3 protein-coding genes and 1 pseudogene are annotated in these 2,725 nt (G+C 51.8%); all 4 read right to left on the reverse strand.

Annotated features, from left to right (window positions below; translation table 11 throughout):
* Positions 1 to 1,086: T6SS phospholipase effector Tle1-like catalytic domain-containing protein (locus KHU33_RS25915; RefSeq protein ID WP_211468399.1), on the reverse strand; the 1,086-nt coding region annotated here is incomplete at its 3' end.
* Positions 1,087 to 1,584, reverse strand: a complete 498-nt coding sequence (locus tag KHU33_RS25920) for a DUF3304 domain-containing protein (RefSeq protein WP_211468401.1) — start codon at positions 1,582 to 1,584, stop codon at positions 1,087 to 1,089. It lies immediately after the preceding gene.
* Positions 1,563 to 1,883 carry a hypothetical protein gene (locus KHU33_RS25925; protein ID WP_211468403.1) on the reverse strand — a complete coding sequence of 107 codons (321 nt, stop codon included), beginning with the start codon at positions 1,881 to 1,883 and terminating at the stop codon, positions 1,563 to 1,565. The genes KHU33_RS25920 and KHU33_RS25925 overlap by 22 nt, the downstream gene beginning before the upstream one ends.
* Positions 1,884 to 1,917: 34 nt before the next feature.
* Positions 1,918 to 2,725, reverse strand: a pseudogene (locus KHU33_RS25930) (hypothetical protein); the annotation flags it as partial.

Here is a 2,725-nt window from a genome sequence, read left to right on the forward strand (position 1 = left end):
GTGCATATGCAATAACGGGATTTGCGACACCATCATCCCCATGCGTACTCCGCGCCCATGATCGCCGGGGCTGTAGCCGCCGCCGACATCGCTATGCACGCCAGGGTAGAGGTATTCCGTGACATCGCGGCCTTTGACGCGGGTGATCGGAAAATTGCGGCGCTGCTCATGGGCCGCGATGTAATGCACGGCTTTTTTGACACAGGGTGGGAGCGCCTCGCGTATTTCCTTGGCCCAGCTAAAATGACCATCGGCAAAGAACAGCGGCGTGGTTTCCGATGCAGAATTCGCCAAGCCTATCGACGCCACGCTTTCAAACAAACCCAAAAAAGCAATGTCGGCATCCATGCCGGCAAAGGTGCCGTCTTTTTTAAGCAAGTCGGCAAACCAGTAGCAGAACGCCCGCGCTTCCACCGCGCCGCGTGAAAAGCCGAACACATTCAGCGTAATCTTCGGAATATTCGGCAACGGCCTCTTCTCACGGGCTGTGCGCAATAACGGGTCCAATTCCTTGGTGAGGTCTGCAAACCAACTACGGCGGTCGGGACGCGGATCACTGGCATCGCGCATCGGGTTGCTGGTTTCCACGTCTTTGGCGTATTGCTGGATTTTAGCGGTGATTTCCTGTTGACTGAACATAAAGGCACCTTCACTAAATGCTCGGTGCACTGAATTATAGACTTCAAGTAATGCGAATAAAATCCGCGCTTCACCGCCTTTGCCAAATGCTTTTCCTTCGGCACTTTCACGCCACTCCCGGTTTTCCTGGAAGCGTGTACCCAAGCCCGGAACATAAATCCGGTAATGACCAGGCGTTTGCAAAGCACCGTCGCCATCGACAGCTTTATGCGCTTTGTACAATTTGACGACATTGGTATGGCATTGCGATGGTTCGTCACGAATCATGTTGTTATTGGTGCCATCGAAAAATACACCAATATTGACGTATTTCTGGCAAGGGGGCGCATGAATAGTCGGCCGATCTTCTTGCAAAATACGACGACATAGGTCGGCAACGCTCCATGTCATTTCGCCTTCGGCGTGACCGGTAATACTCAGCGGAGCGGATTGAATTTGGGCGTTCATTTACTCTTCCTCCGGTGGTGCGATGGTGACATCTTTAAGAATTGGATGCTTTGGACTTTCTGTGGCATAACGAGCAGATGAGACTACTCGTACCTCATCGTTTGCAAAAAAATGAACGAAAATATTTCCGGCTTCGTCGTAGCGTCTAATCGTGGTGGTTTTTTCTATCCAGTTATCTTCACCCTTGATTGGTCGATTCCAGCGCACCTTGACTTTCATGCCGGGTTGCCATTTCAAGGGAAGCATGTAACCGCCACCGACAATACCGCCACAACTCAGCCCGCCCGCCATCCGCTCACTATAGGGTTCCTTGATATAAAAATCGTGAATGTAACCCACGCCTGGATGAGAAAAACAAGCTATCGATACCGGCACCAGCTCTATATCGACAACCATGGACGGCTTTTTAACGGGGACTTGCGCTGTATTCGGTGCCGTTGCCGCACAAGCGCTGAGTGCCAGCGTCGCGGTGAATATCAGTAGATGTTTGAGTCGCATGAATTTCTTTCGTGTAATTGGGTGGTCGGCAAGTCCGCCAGCGTGCGTAGCAAAGGTTTGGCAGCTTGGTACAGAGGATTACGCGCAGCGATAATTTTGTCCTGCCGATAGTGCAACTGTTCGATAGTTTCTGCGGCCTTGCTGACGATGGCGTTGATCTTTGCGTCCACCGCGCCCGCATCCTCGACCGCCTCCCAAGACGTTTGAGGAATCGCAGTCAGGCTCGCCCGAGGCTTGCTTCCGCCTTCCCACGCTGACTCTTCCTCATGAGGTTGAGTGTTATCCGTTATGCCTGTCATAAAATTGTTTGTTAGTGGACAGAAAAACAGTCAATCAATCGAACACTGCACGCTGGCGCAAATAACCGCTGCCTTCGCGCCGGGTTTCGGTTTGCGTGCGGATGGCGGCGGAACGCAGTTCCGGCGCATTAGCATCCTTTTGTGTCGGAAAACAGCCTGCCAGCGTTGCTTGATCCGCTTCATTAAACGGCGTCTGCTGGTCGGTATTTTCCATCGCTTTGAGTTGATCAAACCGATTGTCAGCCTTGGCGCCGGACTGCTTATAGGCGTCAACCCGGCTTTGCACCGCTGCGCCAATCGCAAGATTGGTTTTGATCGTATTCTGATATCTATCCCACACCTGATTCTTGTACGGTGCGGTCGGCGCTTTGCCGGTAGCGTCGTATTCCCGCGCCATCGTCAGCAGAGCTTCAGATTTTTCTTCGTCAGTGACGTAACCCGCTAAATAAAACGTCGCCAGCGAATCGTGAATCTGATTTTGCAATAACCACAGATAAGGCGAGTCGAAAGACGGCGGCGCCTTATCGAACTGCTCCAGCGCCCATGACTCTTCTTTGCTTAGCGACACACCGTTACTTGCCAGCATACCTTGCCATTGATTGGCGCTTTGCGCTTCTTTTGAATCGAGATAAATGCGACGATCACCGCCGCTGCTTTGCGCCGAAAAAAATTTTCGTTTGCGCAATAGCGCCAAATCGCCTTTCAACAAATTGTTGTAGCTATTCAGGTCTTCCTTATCTTGTGCGCTGGCACGATCATACGAAGGCAAATCCGTGAACTCGTTGAGCCATCTGCGGCGGAAACCGTAGTACAGTTGCATATGCTTCTGCACCATTTCCTGA

The organism is Collimonas silvisoli, from assembly GCF_018305005.1.
GTDB classification, from domain to species: domain Bacteria; phylum Pseudomonadota; class Gammaproteobacteria; order Burkholderiales; family Burkholderiaceae_D; genus Collimonas; species Collimonas silvisoli.